The sequence below is a fragment of the Pseudomonas paraversuta genome (assembly GCF_904067025.1).
Classification (GTDB): Bacteria; Pseudomonadota; Gammaproteobacteria; order Pseudomonadales; family Pseudomonadaceae; genus Aquipseudomonas; species Aquipseudomonas paraversuta.
In genome coordinates this window covers 2,645,262-2,660,513 of sequence record NZ_CAJFDA010000001.1, presented here as the reverse complement: position 1 = coordinate 2,660,513, position 15,252 = coordinate 2,645,262, and the positions used below count along the sequence as shown (strand labels likewise).

The window sequence follows — 15,252 nt, the reverse complement described above, 5'->3', positions numbered from 1 at the left end:
ACATAACAAACATTCATTGTTTTGCGGGCGCCAGACCGGCGCCCGCAGATTCAGCTCAGAACCACTGCTTGAAGCGGCGGATGTAGAGGGTCTTCATCAACTGTGCAACGCAGCAGTAGCTGAACAGGGTGGCCACCAGCCAGGGGAAGTACGACAGCGGCAGCGGCTCAAGGCCGACCATGGTGCCCAGCGGCGAGAACGGCACGTAGATGCCCAGCACAATGACAATCAGGGTCATCATGATCACCGGCCATGCGGCAGTGCTCTGGATGAAGGGGATTTTTCGGGTGCGCAGCATGTGCACCACCAGGGTTTGCGAGAGCAGGCCCTCGATGAACCAGCCGGACTGGAACAGGGTCTGCATTTCCACGCTGTTGGCCGAGAACACGTACCACATCAGGGCAAAGGTGGTGATGTCAAAGATCGACGAGGTCGGCCCGATCCAGATCATGAACCGGCCGATGTTTTTCGCATCCCACTTGCGCGGTTTTTGCAGGTACTCCTTGTCCATCTTGTCCCAGGGCAGCGCCAGCTGGGAGATGTCGTACATCAGGTTCTGCAGCAGCAGGTGGATCGACAGCATCGGCAGGAAAGGGATAAAGGCACTCGCCACCAGCACCGAGAACACGTTGCCGAAGTTGGAGCTGGCGGTCATGTTCAGGTACTTCATGATATTGCCGAAGGTTTCGCGGCCTTTGAGCACGCCTTCTTCCAGCACCATCAGGCTCTTTTCCAGGAGGATGATGTCGGCCGACTCTTTGGCGATGTCCGTGCCGCTGTCCACCGAAATGCCCACGTCCGCATCGCGCAGGGCCGGGGCATCGTTAATCCCGTCGCCGAGAAAGCCGACCGTGTGACCATTGGCCTGCAGTGCCTTGAGCACCCGGGACTTCTGCAGCGGAGTGAGCTTGGCGAACACCGTGCGCTGCTCCACCTCCAGTTGCAGCGTGGCGTCGTCCATGGCCTCTATTTCAGGACCGAGCAACGGCGAGCCTGGCTCCAGTCCCACCTGGCGGCAGATTTTACCGGTGACTGTGGCGTTATCGCCGGTCAGTACTTTTACCGCTACCCCTATTGCCTGCAGCGCGGCAATCGCCGGGCCGGCGGTTTCTTTTGGCGGGTCGAGGAAGGTGAGCAAGCCGCGGATGACCAGATCCCGCTCATCGCCGGTGGTGTATTGCTTTTGTGACTGGGCCTTGGGAATTTCACGGGTGGCAACCAGCAGTACCCGGAAGCCGTCTTCGTTGTAGCCGCTGGCCAGTTCCAGCAACTGCTGGCGGCGCAACGGGTCCAGCGCAACGCTGGCGGTGCCTTCCATGACATGGGTGCAGATGGCGAGCATTTCCTCTACTGCGCCTTTACATACCAGCAGGTGGTCACCCCGTTTGTCCTTGACCACGACCGTCAGGCGTCGGCGGACAAAGTCGAAAGGCAGTTCATCGACCTTGCGGTAGGCAAACGGCACTTTGAACTTTGGGTCCTGTGTAGAGAACTGCACCACCGCCTGATCCATCAGGTTGCGCACGCCACTTTGGTGATGGCTGTTGAGCCAGGCCAGGGCCAGTACCGACTCATCGCGCTTGCCGCTGGCGTCCACGTGGTGCTCAAGGATGATGTGATCCTGGGTCAGGGTGCCGGTCTTGTCGGTGCACAACACATCCATCGAACCGAGGTTCTGGATCGCATTCAGGCGCTTGACCACCACTTTGCGTTTGGCCATGGCGGTGGCGCCCTTGGCCAGGTTGGCGCTGACAATCATTGGCAGCATTTCCGGGGTCAGGCCGACCGCCACTGCCAGGGCAAACATTAAGGCATCGCCCCAGTCGCCCTTGGAGAACCCGTTGAGGAAAAACACAATGGGCACCATGACCAGCATGAAGCGGATCAGCAGCCAGCTGACGCTGTTGACTCCCCGATCGAATGCCGTTTGCGAGCGCGAGCCGACGATGGCTTTGGCCAGCGAACCAAAATAGGTCCGGGGGCCGGTGGCAACCACCACGGCGCGGGCTGTACCGCTTACTACGTTGGTGCCCATGAAGCAGATGTTGGGCAGGTCCAGCAGGTTGCTCTGGTCGGCTGCCATGCCGGAGGCGGACTTTTGTGTGACGTCTCCCAGGGTGTCGTATTTCTCCACGGGTAAAGCTTCGCCCGTGAGTACGGCCTGGCTGATAAACAGATCGCGGGATTCAATCAGGCGAATGTCCGCGGGGATCATGTCTCCGGCGGACAGTTGCACGATATCGCCGGCCACCAGATTGCGCATCGGGATTTCAAGCACCCTGGGCCTGGCACCGTCCTTTTCGCGGCGCAGTACGGTGGCCGTGGTGCGGACCATGGCCTTGAGCGCTTCGGCGGATTTGGCCGAGCGGTGCTCCTGCCAGAACCGCAGCACGCTGCTGAGGCCGACCATCAACCCGATGATGATGACTTTGGTCAGGTCGCTTTCTTCACCGTCACGCAGCGGAATCCAGTAGTCGGTGAAAAAGCTGATCACCGCCAGGGTCAGCAGGACGTAAATGAAAGGGTTATGCAGTGCCAGCAGGAACTGCACGATCGCATGGGGCGGCTTGTCGTGGGCCACCTCGTTGTAACCCTCCAGTTGCAGGCGTTTCGAGGCCTCGAGCAGGGTCAGGCCGTCGGTGGTGGCCTTGACGTTCGCCAGGGTCGCCGACAGTCCGTTCTGTGCTTCACGTGCGGCACGCATGGACAGTTTTGCACGGTCTGCAGCGCTGTTTTTATCCAGTGCTTTGGGGGTTTTCAATGCGCTCATAGGGGGCTGCTCCTGTCGCCTGTTTTAATCCGGACATACATGCGACTTGCCTTTCTGGAGGCAAACAGCAGTCGTCCGGTGCGAAAGTCGGCGATCGGTTTAAATAAGTTTTAGGTGCAGTTGTATGTTTCGCTACAACAGCGCTATTAATCAGCGGGCAACAGGAAACTTCCAATCTGGTTCATAAAGAACAGCAGTCAGATAACGATGTTTATCAGGCGGAAGTTAATCGATGGCAGAACTTTCTTTGCAGAAGGTTCTGCGCTCGATTAAACCGTGCTTATCCGGCGCGAGCGGCTGTGTAGAAACTCGGGGCGCGGGCAAGCAGGCGAACGGGGCCACAACACGGAGGGTCCTGGGATTCGTTGATGCTCCAGCGCTGTTCCAGTTGCCCTGTGCCGGGGCTGACCCGCCAGTGCACCTGGCGGTGCACAGGTTTTGCGCCGGGAACGGCAGTGGAGAAGGGGGATTGCCGAGCAAAGGCAGGCTCACGGCAGAGCTTGACCCGCATGCTCGAGCTAAAGGCGCGGACGCCAGGTAGTACAAAGGTTTTAAAGGTCATAACACACCTCGTGACCGGACTGATGCCGGGGGAGGTCGTTACGTTGGAGCGTCAGGCTCTAGCGCAATTGACCCCGCCGTGCAGGCGAGTCCTGTCAATGTTTTGGTTAATTGCCCGGAGCTCCGCATTCGCGGTGACCGGACAGCGTCTAGATACTGTGTCCATTGGCTTCTTTTGTGAGGTTTAAAAAAGACCGAAGTAATTCGGCCTGCGCAATCTACTCAGTCAGGTAACTCATGTCAAGGTTAAACAGGCACAAGTAAGGGCGGTACAGCCAATGTTCAGAAACGGGAAAGTGTATTAAAAACAGTCACCGCTTGAATATGACAATAATAAAACTCAATAGCCGAAGAGTGGGGCGCCGAAGTGTGCTGTCAGCAAACGCCATGTAAGGCATTGAAGTTCAAAAGCACGGGTTGCATCCGGGCTGTAGCTGCGGCTGCTGCCCGATGGTGCTGCCATCACCTAAACGCTATAACTGCACGGACAATCTATAGGTTTGGGTTATATTAGAGGCTGTTTCAGCCCCGTATCGAGATTGGTTTTGTCGACTATTGACCCCGCAGCAACGCAGGTTTCAGCCATTGCATTAACTCAGGTTCAAACGCCTGTTGCGCTTTACCTTGCGCGTCTTGCGCCATCGAGCCGTCAGACCATGCGTTATGTATTGCAGGAGGCGGCGGATCGCCTGGGGGCTGAGGATGTCGCCATCGATGAGTTTCCGTGGCATCAACTGCAGCCGGGGCATATCACCGCGCTGGTGTCTGCATTGCGCGCAGATGGCTATGCGCCCAATACCTCCTCGCTGTACGTGAATGCCATCCGCGGCGTGATGAATCAGGCCTGGCAGCAAAGCCTGATCACCCAGGATCATTTGTTGAAGATCCGTGCGGTAAAGGCGGGAGGTGGTTCGCGTCTGACCAAGGGCCGTAATCTACGCCGTACTCTGATTCGTGAACTGATGGATGTCTGTGCTGCCGACCCGCGCCCCCAGGGCTTGAGGGATGCGGCGATCATTGCAATTTTGTATGGCTCGGGGATGCGCAAGTCGGAATCGGTGAACATGGACCTGTGGCAGGTGAATGTTGAGGAGCGCAGCCTGCGGGTGGTGGGTAAAGGCAACAAGGAGCTGATCAAGTTCGCTCCGGCCTGGGCCTTTGAAAAGCTCGAGCAGTGGCTGGCGTTTCGACGGGACAACCTGCCGGACGGAGCCAGTGACGACGACTTCTTGTTCAACCGGATTCGTCGCGGTAATCACATCACCCGCGAGCGCCTTACCAAGCATGCGATTTACTACATCGCCAAACAGCGCGGCCGGCAGGTCGGGGTCGACATCATGCCCCATGACTTTCGCCGTTCATTCATCACCCGGGTGATCGAAGAGTACGACGTTTCCATTGCGCAAAAACTGGCCCACCACGCCAACATTGCGACCACCGTCAGCTATGACGTGCGCGATGACAATGAGCGGCGCAATGTGACTGACCGCTTTATGTTGTGACTGGCAACGCCCAGGCCCGCAGCACTGAAAAAACAATGAACCCTCGCGGCATGCCCCCACCTAAAGCTTTACAACCTGGGAGGTGATGCATGCAAATCGAGCAAATTTGGGTCGTACTGGCCATTATCCTGCTGCTGATCGAGTTCTGGACCATCAGCCGCGTGCTTAAAAGCGCAGCCCCTGCAAGCAGTCGGCTGATGTGGGTGGCGGTCATTATCTTCGTGCCATTATTCGGCATGCTGGCGTGGCTGGTGGCCGGGTCGAAAAAGCACAGAAGGGATTCGTCTTCGGTCTCGAGGTGAGCCGCAAGAGCGCTATGAATAACCCCAAGCTGCAGGAGCAAACTCGCTCCTGCAGGGGGCTTGCCGACTCAGGTATTGGTCTTCAGCTTGGTCCACAGGCGCGTGGTGAGCCGGGCAATTTTGGCCGGCAGGTCCTCGACAGTGAACAGTGTGTCTATCACTTCTTTTGACGGATAGATGGCAGGGTCCTGTTTCACCTCTGACGAGAGATAGGCATCCGCTGCAAGGTTGGGGTTGGCGTAGTGGATGTTGTTGCTGATATCGGCAATCACCTGGGGCGTGAGCAGGTAGTTCATGTAGGTGTAGGCGTTCTTTTCATGGGGCGCGCTTTTGGGCATGACCACTATGTCCATCCACAAGGTGGAGCCTTCCCTGGGGACCGAGTAAGCGATGTTGATCCCGTTCCTGGCTTCCTTGGCACTGGCGGCTGCCTGCACTACATCGCCGTTAAAACCTATCACTGCACAGATATTGCCATTGGCCAGATCGCTGATGTACTTCGAGGCGTGAAAGTACTGAACGTAAGGCCGGATTTTCAGCAGAGCCTGTTCGGCTTTCTTGTAGTCTTGCGGGTCATGGCTGTGGTGCGGCAGGCCTAGATAGTTAAGGGTGACAGGTAGCACCTGGGTCGGGTTGTCGATGATTGCGACGCCGCACTGGCTCAGCTTCTTGATGTTGTTTTCATCAAAAAACAGGCTCCAGGACTGCGTGACATCGGTGGTACCGAAGATCTGCTTGATCTTGTCCACGTTATAGCCGATGCCTGCAGTACCCCACATGTAGGGGAAGCCGTACTGGTTGCCCGGGTCGTTCACCTCGAGCTTTTTCATCAGCACCGGGTCGAGGTTTTTCCAGTTGGGCAACTGGCTGCGGTCGAGCTTTTGTATGGCCCCCGCCTTGATCAGCCGGGACAGGAAGTGGTTGGACGGGCTGACCACGTCATAACCGGTGTTGCCGGTCATCAACTTGGACTCCAGCACTTCGTTGCTGTCGTGGATATCGTAAGTCGTCTTGATCCCCGTTTGCCTGGTAAACGAGGGCAGGGTGTCATCCGCGATATAGCCGTTCCAGTTGGAGATATTGACTGTCTCGTCTGCGTAGCTGGCTGCCGAAAACGCGGCCAGCATGACCGCCAGGGAAATCGTGTTGATGTGCATGTTCAATCACCTTTTCGAGGAGCTTTTATTTTTTTCGTCACAGTGCATCAGATTTCGGTTCTGGCCCTGACCGCTTCCACGCGCATGCGCAACACGGCGCCGATGTCGAAGAACGGGCACGGCGGCAGCCAGCCCGGCCGTGCCCGGTCCATGACTGACTGCAACAGCGGGGAGCTGGCGCCACTGGCCATTTCCGCCAGCAACCGGCCCCACAGGGTGCCGCGTGCCACGCCGGAGCCATTGCAGCCGGCGACGGCAAACACCCGTTCCTGGACCTTGGCGAAATACGGCTGGCCGCTGCGTGTGGCGCTCAGGTGGCCGGTCCAGGTGTAGTCAATGTCTTGTTCGGTGAGCCCCGGGAAGCGTCGTTGCAAGCCCAGCGCGTGGTGTTTGCGCCGCTGTATCAAATCGCTGTCGGACAGGTCTTTGGTGCGGTATTCGGCGGTGTTGCGGATCATCACCCGGCGGTCCGGAGTCAGGCGCACGGTTGCGCCGAGGGGGCGCGTGGAAAGTACGCCCCAGGGCTCGACGCTGCCGATGGCCGCGTATTCCCGGTCTGTCAGGGGGCGGGTCAGGCTGGCGCTGAGTTCCATGGGGAAGGTGGCGCTGTTGTCGATCCCGGCGCGCGGAATGAAAGCGTTGAGGCACACCAGAACCTGTCCGGCCTCGATGCTGCCTTGGGTGCCAGTGGCACGCACGCCGCCGCGCACGGGTTCGAGGCCGCTGATCTCGGTGTTCTCGAATACGCTGACATTGGCTGGCAGTGCATCCAGCAGGCCTTTGACGTACTTCGCCGGCTGCAGCAGAGCGTTGCCATTACCGCACCAGATCGCCGCCCGATAGTGACGGGTCCCCAGTTTTTGGGCGAGTTGTCCGCCCTCCAGAAACTGTGCCGAGGCCCCCACGGCACTGAGGGTTTTGAGCTTGGCTTCGATGTGGGTCAGCTTGGCGGGATCATTGACCGCGAAGTAGTAACCCGAATCGCGGTATTCGCACTCAATGCCGTGGCGGCTGATGCGCTTGCGTACTTCTTCGCCGGCGGCGCAGCCGATTGCAGAGTCGACCTCAAAACCGGCGAAGCCGCTGTGGCCGATCAGCTCATCATCGCCGGGGTTTTCGTGGGACACCGCGTAGCCGGAGTTGCGCGCTGAGGCCCCCTGGGCTGCGCGCTGCCGATCGACCACGACGATACGCGCCTCAGGGTACATTTCTGCCAGGGAATGGGCGGCACTGAGCCCGGTGATACCGGCGCCAATAATCAGCCAGTCAGCTTTTTCCGGCCCCTTGAGGTGATCGCGGCCCGGGGAGGTTCCTGCCAGGGCAATCCAGCCACATTGATTTTTCACGTAACACCTCATTCAACGGTTGCGGCGCCTCCTGCTTGGGTGAATACATGCGCAAATCGCATGGCTGTTATCAGGTGGCGCCCTCTATAGCTGGAATTTATGACGAACAGGGTGATATAACCAACGTTATAAATTCATTAATCGATTCCAAAAACGCATGGATACAATTAGCCACGTACCGTCTCTACAGGGCCTGCAGGCGCTGGTTGCAGTTGCCGATTCGGGCAGCTTCACCCTAGCGGCGCAGGCGCTGTGTCTGACCCAGAGCGCAGTCAGTCGCAAGATCCAGCAACTGGAAGGGCATTTCGGTGTACCGCTGTTCGCCAGAAACAGTCGCAGCGTGCACCTGACGGCTGAAGGCGAAGAGGTGCTGGGCAGCGCGCGCACCATTCTTGCGCAGTTGCGGGCGCTGGAAGACCGGCTTTCACCGCAAAAGCGTCCGTTTCGTATCCGCATGCACGTCTCCCTGGCCGTGCGCTGGTTACTGCCCAAGCTCAGTGACTTCTACCTGCAGCATCCGGACATAGCCCTGTCGATCGAAACCGTTGCCACCGAGATCGTTGAGCCCGCCAGCGACAGTGATGCCTACATCCTCTATCTGCCGGAGCCCCGCGCTGACCCGGCCTGTCTGGTGCTGTTCGATGAGGCACTGGTGCCGGTTTGCTCCCCGGATCTGGGGCCGCTGACGTCAATGGATGACCTGGCAGGTTTCCCGTTGCTGCACCGTTCGGCCGACAAGCAGGCGTGGATCGACTGGCTGTCAGCCAATCACGGCAACCCCCTGGAGAGCTATCGTCACATCCCGTTCAACCTCGATGAGCTGGCACTGGATGCTGCGGCCCGGGGGCTTGGGGTCGCAGTGACGGACATGACCTTGGCCGATGAGTCGATCCAGCGCGGGGTGCTGGTGATTCCGTTTGGCGAGCCATTGAAAACCGGCGGCAATTACTCGTTGTGCCCACAGCCCCTGGCGGCCGGACACCCGGCCTGTTCCCGGGTGCTGCAGTGGTTCGCGGAGCAGGCGCAACAGGCTAGGGTGCCAGGTGCTTGAGCATGATGACGGTGCGTTCGGCACCGTGGAATTCGTCGCGGATTTTTTCAAAACCCAGGCGGGCGTAAAAGCCTTCGGCGGTGATTGAAGAGGGCACCCTTAACTCTTGCAGGCCGTGCTGTCCTGCAACGGATTCGATTCTGGCCATAAGCTGCTTGCCGATTCCCGTGCCCTGGTGGCCGGGAGCGACGAATACACTGCGAATTACCTGCTGGTCCAGGCTTGCCGTTGCGACCACGGCCCCATCAAGAATTGCCACATAGACTTGACGCTGGATGATCAAGCCCAGGATCTGTGGGGCCGCAAAGCTTTGCTCCACCCGGGCGATGACGTCGGGCGGGTAGTCCAGGGCATTGGACTGGCGAAGTGCAGCGATCACCACCTTGCTGATGGCCGCTGCATCTTCGGCACGGGCAGCTCGAACCAGAACGCTCATAAGTGATTTATCCGTTGCGATGGTATTGGCGAACTACTTTAGACCTTGCTGCCGACGTCGGCCGCTCTTGATAGCTCAGTCAAATTTTGTAATAAGTCTGTTACTCAGAAAACTCTGATTGCGCTGTAGGATTGCATCCCCAATTTACTAAAGGTTTATATGAACACCCTGATGGAGCCTCCCAGTTGCTGCTTTCTGTCAGCAACCCGTTTGTTTTCAGCCTCTGTTGCTGATCGTTTATCTCATCTCTCCAGCGTTTCCAGCCTGACCGGTACATCCCGTGTCTTGCGCCTGCCTGTCTGTGCTGAATTTCCTGTGGCCACTGCCTGCCAGAGGATCGACCCGGGCGCAGCATTCTCATCATCCCCAACCCCTCAAGAGCGCGCGTAAGCATTATGGAATGGATTGCTGATCCTACGGCCTGGCTAGGCCTGCTGACCTTGATTGTGCTGGAGTTGGTGCTGGGCATCGACAACCTGGTGTTTATTGCCATCCTGGCGGACAAGTTGCCGCCCGAGCAGCGCGACCGCGCCCGGGTCATTGGTCTGACCCTGGCGCTATTGATGCGCCTGGGCCTGCTGGCCAGCATCTCGTGGATGGTGACGCTGACCGAGCCCCTGTTCGAAGTGTTTGAAAAATCCTTTTCGGGGCGCGACCTGATCATGCTGTTCGGTGGTCTGTTCCTGTTGTTCAAAGCCACCATGGAGTTGCATGAACGGCTCGAAGGGCATGTCGCAGAGCGTTCATCCAACGCTGTGTATGCCATGTTCTGGCCGATCGTGGCGCAGATTGTGGTGCTGGACGCGGTGTTCTCGCTGGATGCGGTGATTACCGCGGTGGGCATGGTCGAGCATTTGTCCGTGATGATGATCGCGGTGGTGATCTCCATTGGCCTGATGATCATTGCCAGCAAGCCGCTGACCCGCTTCGTCAACAGTCACCCGACCGTGATCATGCTGTGTCTGGGCTTTTTGATGATGATCGGTTTCAGCCTTACCGCTGAAGGCCTGGGCTTCCACATTCCCAAGGGCTATCTGTACGCTGCCATCGGCTTCTCGATCTTGATCGAGGTCTTCAACCAGATTGCCCGCGCGCAACGTAAACGCAGCCTGCAAGGTGTGCGCCCGATGCGTGAGCGCACCGCCCATGCCGTGATGCGTTTGCTGGGCGGGCGTACCCTGAGTGCCGACGAAGTCGGTGAGGAAATTGCGGACATGCTGGAAGGCGGCGCCAGCGAAGAGGTGTTCCACCGTCGCGAGCGGGTCATGATCAGTGGTGTTCTGCAACTGGCGGAGCGGCCCATACGCACAGTCATGACCCCGCGCACGGAGATTGATCACATCGATCTGGCAGATTCGGCCGAGAGCATTCGCGCAAAGCTGATGCATTCGTCCTACTCCAGGTTGCCGGTGATCAGGGCAGGGCGCATCGATGAGCCATTGGGCTTTGTGCACAAGAAGGAACTGTTGAAAGAGTTGTTGGCCGGCCATCAACCCGATCTGGAAGCCATGGCCCGCAAGACCATCAACTTGCTGGACAGTTTCTCGATCCTCAATGCTCTGGAGCAGATGCGCAAAGAGTCCACCCACATCGCTTTCGTGATCAACGAGTTCGGTGACTTCACCGGCCTGCTGACCATGACCGATATTCTGGAGTCGATTGCCGGCGAGTTGCCTGACGCCAGTGAAATCGAAGGCCCGAACATTGTGGTCCAAGGGGATGGTTACTTAGTGAGCGGCGCCTTGAATCTGAGTCAGATAGCCCTGCACACCGGTTTCCCGGCCAAGGCCACGGATGACTATCAAACACTGGCTGGAATGGTCATGAGTTTGCTGGACCGTCTGCCTGTGATTGGCGACAGCCTGACCTGGGAAGGGTGGAACCTGAGGGTGATGGAGGTTGAAGAGCGGCGGGTGACCAGGGTGCTGCTTAGCAAAGCGTAATCTGTAGGAGCGAACTTGCTCGCGAGTTCTTCGCTGTTGCGAAAGACTCGCGGGCAAGCGCGCCCCTACAGGGCTGTTTTACTCTTTGTCAGGCAACGCGTAAGCGATCACGTAGTCACCGCGATCGGCTGACTGGCGTGCGCCACTGGCGGTGATGACAACGTACTGCTTGCCGGTTTTAGGCGACACAAAGGTCATCGGGCCGCCCTGGCTGCCGACTGGCAAGCGGGCCTTCCAGGCCTCTTCACCATTGGCCGAGTTGAAGGCGCGCAGGTAATAGTCCTGAGTCCCCGCGATGAAAATCAGACCGCCCTGGGTGGACAGCGTACCGCCCAGGGTAGGCATGCCGATTGGCAATGGCAGGTGCATCTTGACCCCCAGCGGGCCAGTGTCCTGAACAGTGCCGACCGGTACTTGCCAGGCAATTTTCTGGGTCTTCATGTCGATGGCAGTCAGGGTGCCGAACGGCGGAGCCTGGCAAGGGATGCCGGCGATGGACAGGAAGCGGTTCTTGTTCACTGCATACGGCGTGCCTTTGAGCGGTACTGCGCCCATGCCGGTATTCAGTGCTTCGCCGCCGGAGTTGGCCACCGCTTCTTTTTTCTGCGGCACCATCTGGATCCACAGGCCCAGACGCATGTCGTTGACGAAAATAAAGCCGTGCACCGGATCAGTCGACAGACCGCCCCAGTTCATGCCCCCCAGTGAGCCCGGGAAGCTCAGCGACACATCGGTACCAGGTGCGGTAAACAGGCCGTCGTAACGCATTTTCTTGAACGAAATGCGGCACAGCATCTGATCGAACGGGGTTGCGCCCCACATGTCCGACTCGGTCAGTTTTTGCGCACCAATCTGCGGCATGCCCACCGATTTCGGCTGGGTCAGCGAGTAGGGTTCGTTCGGAATGTTGGAGGCTTTGACCGCTACTTCTTCAACTTTGGTCAGTGGCTGGCCGGTGTGGCGATCCAGAACAAAAATCTGGCCGGCCTTGGTGCCGATCACCAGCGCCGGGACCTTGCTGCCGTCAGGCTTGGCAAAGTCGATCAGGGTCGGCTGCATGGGCAAGTCGAAGTCCCACAGATCGTTATGAACGGTCTGATAGACCCACTTTTCATCACCGGTCGAGGCGTTGAGTGCCAGCACCGAAGCGCCGTACTTGTGGTCCAGAGCCGTGCGTTCAACACCGTAGATGTCGGTGGACGAACTGCCCATCGGCAAGAAGATGGTGTTCATCAGCGGGTCATAGGACATCGGCGCCCAGCTGTTGGGCGTGCTGCGAACGTAGGTCTGACCCTCTGCCGGAGCCTGTTTGTCTTGCGGATTGCCAGGGTCGAACGCCCAGCGCATGGCGCCGGTGATTACGTCAAAGCCGCGGATCACGCCGCCAGGCATGTCGGTTTGCACGTTATCGGCAACCCGGCCGCCAACCACCACTGTGGTACCTGCCATCAACGGTGCCGACGACAGCTGGTAAAAGGAGTCAGGCACATTGCCCAGACCGGCTTTCAGATCAACCTGGCCATTGGTGCCGAAGTCCTGGCAGAACTTGCCGGTGTCAGCATCCACCGCGATCAGGCGCGCATCGATGGTGTTGGTGAGCAGGCGACGCTGGCAGGCAGCGCCGGGGGCAACAGCCACTGGCACGGCAGGGGTGCTGCCATCAGTCGGCTGGGCAACCGGTGCGCTGGCATCGAAGTACGCCAGGCCCCGGCAACGTTGCCAGACAGCCGATTTGGCATCGATGTTGTTCTTCCACAGCTCTTTACCGGTATCGGCATCCAGAGCGATGAGGTTGTTGTGCGGGGTGCAGATAAACACCTTGTCGCCCACTTGCAACGGGGTCAGCTGGTCTTCTGCGCCATTGCCGTCGCTGATCGCCACGTCGCCGGTCTGGTAAGTCCAGGCGGGTACCAGATCGGCAACGTTACTGCGGTTGATCTGGTCCAGTGCGGCAAAGCGGCTGCCACCTTCGTCATTACCGTAGTGTGCCCAGTCTTTCTGGGCATTGGCCGGGTCGACCTTGGTCAGGCCCGGGCCGTCGCCGGTAGCCGACACCGTGGCGTGGGGTTGAAACATGCCCCAGAAACCGCCAGCGATGGCCACTGCCAGCACCGCGCCCAGCGCGTAACCCCCGTTCCCGCTCAGGCCGTTGGCCTTGCGCAGAGAAGGGTAAGCCAGCGCCACCACCAGGCTCAGCACGGCCAGGGCGAACAGGCGCGAAACCAGCGGCCAGAACACCAGCCCGGCATCCAACAGGGCCCAGACAATCGACGCAACCATCACGGCAGCGAACAGCCAGACGCCTGAAAGGCGTTGTTTGAACATTAATACCGACGCGGCAATCATTCCGAGACCGGCCAGCAGGAAATACAGGCTGCCGCCAAGGGTGGCGAGATAGCCGCCGCCGGCGACGAACAGCAATCCGAAAACCAGCACGCCGAGGGCTGCGACCCAAACGGGCCAGCGGCTCACGGAGGCCGAAGGTTGAGAGTTATTCATGGTGCATGACCCTACTGATGCATGAGCGATTGAGGTGGGAGCAGCCTATTAGGTATAGCTGTTTCCATTACAGAGTGGCTGGGGAAGCCTTTGCAGCGCCTGGTGCCTTATTGAGCAGGGCGAGACAACCGGCAGAAGTCATAGATAGCTATGTACTAAACGGTTAGTTCCGTAACTTTAACAAAAAAACACGCCCTGCGACAAATTGTCCGCGCAAACCGCAGCAAGCCAGTGGCGAGCGCTTTCCGATCCTGACCTCGGCGCCTCTCTCGCGGGAGCCGGGGATGCAGGTAGCGGCGGGGTAGAGGTTGATGGCCATGCATCGCAGGCATCATCGATGCCCGGATGCGCGAAGCACTGGCGGCGCAGGGTGCAGCAGTTACGCAACTGGAGCACAGGCAACAGGTACAGCACGCCCGGTGCGTTAAGCGAGAGAAATGCGCTCAGGCATTGGGGCAGCCTGCGGTGGAAGGCATGGAAGTATCTGGAGTGGCGGCCGCGTTGGGGGCGTAAATCGCCAGGCTTTGGTGCACCGGGGTTCCAGATGGAGCCGTCGGACAGCAAGGGGAAAGGGCTGCCGAACCTGATGCCAAGGGTCATTATTATAACTATACTAAATAGTTCTTTAGTTTAGTTATATCTAGAATGCATATATAAGCCTATGACTACTCGCAGTTGAAAAGGCCGCGAATACGTACTATTGAGGCCGATTCAAAGGGAGAAACCGCGACAAAACACTCGGTTTGCCATCTTTGAGACTGCACGGCCTGGCGTGCTACAGGCTGGCTCCAGGGCGGATAAACACGAAATGCGCGCTTGCCGCCGCGACCATTGATGGCAAACACACCGCGCGACAACAAGGTCTCACGATCAAAAACGAACTGTCCGCAGCGTCCTTCAGTAGACACATGAACCACCACGAAATCGATGTCATCCGCGCTATCCAGCGGTGCAATTTCGCCGCCTGGGCAAGGTCGTTTCCACAGGGTGACGAACTGGCCGACCTTGGTTGGCGTCACTTTGGCTACCCTGAAGACAACCTTGCGACCTGCAAGAGTAAAGCGCAAACCGCCATATTCCCGGGCTTCACTGTCTACCGAGTAATCAACCGGATGCGCTAAGGCTGCGTTCAAATACAGGCTCTCGATAGCTGTCAGCAAAGGCTGTGGGAGGATCATGTGCGGTACGCCATCAGGTATTCAGCATGACCTGTCTGCTCGTCAATTTGCTCGCGGACCACATCAAAACCCTGTGAGCGATAAAAGGCCAGGCTGGGCGCATTCTCTTTGTAAACCGCAAGGCTCAACTCACCACGAAGGTTTTTCGCATGCTCAAGCAACTGTTTGCCCAGGCCTTTGCCTTGATGAGCCGGGTCAACAAACAGCGCGGCCAGTTGATTGCCCAGCAAGGAGCAAAACCCCTGGACGCTGGATTGGTCTTCAAACACATAGGTCTCAGATGCCGGGATGTAAACATCACGCATCGTTGCTGTATGGGATTGCCAGTAAGCCGCGTCGATAAAGTCATGAGCCTTGATCGATGCGCTCAGCCAGATTTCCACAACAGGTTCCATGTCGTGTAGTTCAAATGCTCTGATCATTTGTCATTCCATTGTGGTGTTGGCCGACAAGCTTAATGCAAAGCCAGCAATTAGAGCGCGTCTGGGCATTGTTGCAGGCATCGAA

11 protein-coding genes are annotated in these 15,252 nt (G+C 58.4%); 4 read left to right on the top strand and 7 right to left on the bottom strand.

Translation table 11 applies throughout. The features are described from left to right. Window positions 1-55: 55 nt before the first annotated feature. On the bottom strand, window positions 56-2,770 hold the full coding sequence (gene mgtA, locus JQ848_RS12105) for a magnesium-translocating P-type ATPase (RefSeq protein ID WP_161718732.1): 2,715 nt from the start codon (window positions 2,768-2,770) through the stop codon (window positions 56-58). Between the two features lie 1,217 nt (window positions 2,771-3,987). Here mgtA and JQ848_RS12100 point away from each other — a divergent pair. Beyond that, entirely contained in the window at window positions 3,988-4,833 is an 846-nt protein-coding gene (locus JQ848_RS12100) for a site-specific integrase (RefSeq protein ID WP_003445663.1), read from the top strand. Window positions 4,834-4,922: 89 nt separating this feature from the next. Beyond that, window positions 4,923-5,135 (top strand): PLD nuclease N-terminal domain-containing protein, encoded by a 213-nt coding sequence (locus JQ848_RS12095; protein ID WP_003445661.1) that lies wholly within the window; start codon window positions 4,923-4,925, stop codon window positions 5,133-5,135. Window positions 5,136-5,203: 68 nt separating this feature from the next. On the opposite strand, the gene JQ848_RS12090 is transcribed toward JQ848_RS12095, so the two are convergent. Continuing rightward, the gene (locus JQ848_RS12090) at window positions 5,204-6,292 is read right to left on the bottom strand and encodes a polyamine ABC transporter substrate-binding protein (protein ID WP_202210749.1); all 1,089 of its coding nucleotides are present in this window, start codon (window positions 6,290-6,292) and stop codon (window positions 5,204-5,206) included. Between the two features lie 47 nt (window positions 6,293-6,339). Further along, window positions 6,340-7,638: an NAD(P)/FAD-dependent oxidoreductase gene (locus JQ848_RS12085; RefSeq protein WP_202210748.1), complete on the bottom strand. Its 1,299-nt coding sequence runs from the start codon at window positions 7,636-7,638 to the stop codon at window positions 6,340-6,342. A gap of 157 nt (window positions 7,639-7,795) precedes the next feature. Here JQ848_RS12085 and JQ848_RS12080 point away from each other — a divergent pair, with 157 nt between their 5' ends. Continuing rightward, window positions 7,796-8,689, top strand: coding sequence for a LysR substrate-binding domain-containing protein (locus tag JQ848_RS12080; protein WP_003445654.1), 894 nt, complete (start codon window positions 7,796-7,798; stop codon window positions 8,687-8,689). Here JQ848_RS12080 and JQ848_RS12075 read toward each other — a convergent pair. Then, window positions 8,670-9,125 (bottom strand): GNAT family N-acetyltransferase, encoded by a 456-nt coding sequence (locus JQ848_RS12075; protein ID WP_003445651.1) that lies wholly within the window; start codon window positions 9,123-9,125, stop codon window positions 8,670-8,672. The genes JQ848_RS12080 and JQ848_RS12075 overlap by 20 nt on opposite strands. 395 nt (window positions 9,126-9,520) lie before the next feature. On the opposite strand from JQ848_RS12075, the gene JQ848_RS12070 reads away from it, so the two are divergent. Then, the gene (locus tag JQ848_RS12070) at window positions 9,521-11,068 is read left to right on the top strand and encodes a TerC family protein (protein WP_003445648.1); all 1,548 of its coding nucleotides are present in this window, start codon (window positions 9,521-9,523) and stop codon (window positions 11,066-11,068) included. Between the two features lie 78 nt (window positions 11,069-11,146). Here JQ848_RS12070 and JQ848_RS12065 read toward each other — a convergent pair whose 3' ends face one another. The 3 genes from JQ848_RS12065 to JQ848_RS12055 all read right to left on the bottom strand — a co-directional run bounded on the left by JQ848_RS12065 (window position 11,147) and on the right by JQ848_RS12055 (window position 15,167). Then, entirely contained in the window at window positions 11,147-13,567 is a 2,421-nt protein-coding gene (locus JQ848_RS12065) for a glucose/quinate/shikimate family membrane-bound PQQ-dependent dehydrogenase (RefSeq protein ID WP_202210747.1), read from the bottom strand. A 665-nt stretch (window positions 13,568-14,232) separates the two neighbouring features. Beyond that, a complete protein-coding gene (locus tag JQ848_RS12060; protein WP_010657017.1) occupies window positions 14,233-14,745 on the bottom strand; it encodes a MepB family protein in 513 nt (170 codons plus the stop codon). Continuing rightward, a complete protein-coding gene (locus JQ848_RS12055) occupies window positions 14,742-15,167 on the bottom strand; it encodes an N-acetyltransferase (RefSeq protein WP_160627714.1) in 426 nt (141 codons plus the stop codon). Before JQ848_RS12055 ends, JQ848_RS12060 begins: the two co-directional genes overlap by 4 nt. Window positions 15,168-15,252 lie beyond the last annotated feature (85 nt).

Excerpts from the sequence above, each read along its gene's own strand:
- JQ848_RS12055 (WP_160627714.1), bottom strand. The coding sequence starts at position 15,167 with ATGATCAGAGCATTTGAACTACACGACATGGAACCTGTTGTGGAAATC.
- JQ848_RS12080 (WP_003445654.1), top strand. The coding sequence starts at position 7,796 with ATGGATACAATTAGCCACGTACCGTCTCTACAGGGCCTGCAGGCGCTG.
- JQ848_RS12090 (WP_202210749.1), bottom strand. The coding sequence starts at position 6,292 with ATGCACATCAACACGATTTCCCTGGCGGTCATGCTGGCCGCGTTTTCG.
- mgtA (WP_161718732.1), bottom strand. The coding sequence starts at position 2,770 with ATGAGCGCATTGAAAACCCCCAAAGCACTGGATAAAAACAGCGCTGCA.
- JQ848_RS12100 (WP_003445663.1), top strand. The coding sequence starts at position 3,988 with ATGCGTTATGTATTGCAGGAGGCGGCGGATCGCCTGGGGGCTGAGGAT.
- JQ848_RS12095 (WP_003445661.1), top strand. The coding sequence starts at position 4,923 with ATGCAAATCGAGCAAATTTGGGTCGTACTGGCCATTATCCTGCTGCTG.
- JQ848_RS12070 (WP_003445648.1), top strand. The coding sequence starts at position 9,521 with ATGGAATGGATTGCTGATCCTACGGCCTGGCTAGGCCTGCTGACCTTG.
- JQ848_RS12075 (WP_003445651.1), bottom strand. The coding sequence starts at position 9,125 with ATGAGCGTTCTGGTTCGAGCTGCCCGTGCCGAAGATGCAGCGGCCATC.
- JQ848_RS12065 (WP_202210747.1), bottom strand. The coding sequence starts at position 13,567 with ATGAATAACTCTCAACCTTCGGCCTCCGTGAGCCGCTGGCCCGTTTGG.
- JQ848_RS12060 (WP_010657017.1), bottom strand. The coding sequence starts at position 14,745 with ATGATCCTCCCACAGCCTTTGCTGACAGCTATCGAGAGCCTGTATTTG.